The organism is Parabacteroides sp. AF19-14 (assembly GCF_003635485.1).
Classification (GTDB): Bacteria; Bacteroidota; Bacteroidia; order Bacteroidales; family Tannerellaceae; genus Parabacteroides; species Parabacteroides distasonis.
In genome coordinates this window covers 337,172-337,411 of the sequence record NZ_QTMJ01000004.1, presented here as the reverse complement: position 1 = coordinate 337,411, position 240 = coordinate 337,172, and the positions used below count along the sequence as shown (strand labels likewise).

Genomic DNA, 240 nt, shown 5'->3' with positions numbered 1-240 from the left:
ACAAGGAGGCGAACCTCCCTGTAATTCTGGTAGAAACAATAGGCTTTGCTCATAATCCGCAAGCCGTTATGCCGAAGGCCCCTGCGATAGCGGTAGCGACGGCGATGATCACTTTGAGAATGGTACTCCAAACAGATTTCTTCATGATGAATGAATTATGATTAATAATGAATAATCAATTAAAATATAAAAATATCATGGCTGATATAAGAGGAAAGCACCGCTTTCCTTCGGACGGCC

General features: G+C 42.1%; 1 protein-coding gene. It reads right to left on the bottom strand.

The annotated features are described in order from the left end of the window. Positions 1-49: 49 nt before the first annotated feature. Complete coding sequence (locus tag DWX33_RS22355; protein WP_158556952.1) at positions 50-145, bottom strand: smalltalk protein; 96 nt, start codon at positions 143-145, stop codon at positions 50-52. Positions 146-240 lie beyond the last annotated feature (95 nt).

Excerpts from the sequence above, each read along its gene's own strand:
- DWX33_RS22355 (WP_158556952.1), bottom strand. The coding sequence starts at position 145 with ATGAAGAAATCTGTTTGGAGTACCATTCTCAAAGTGATCATCGCCGTC.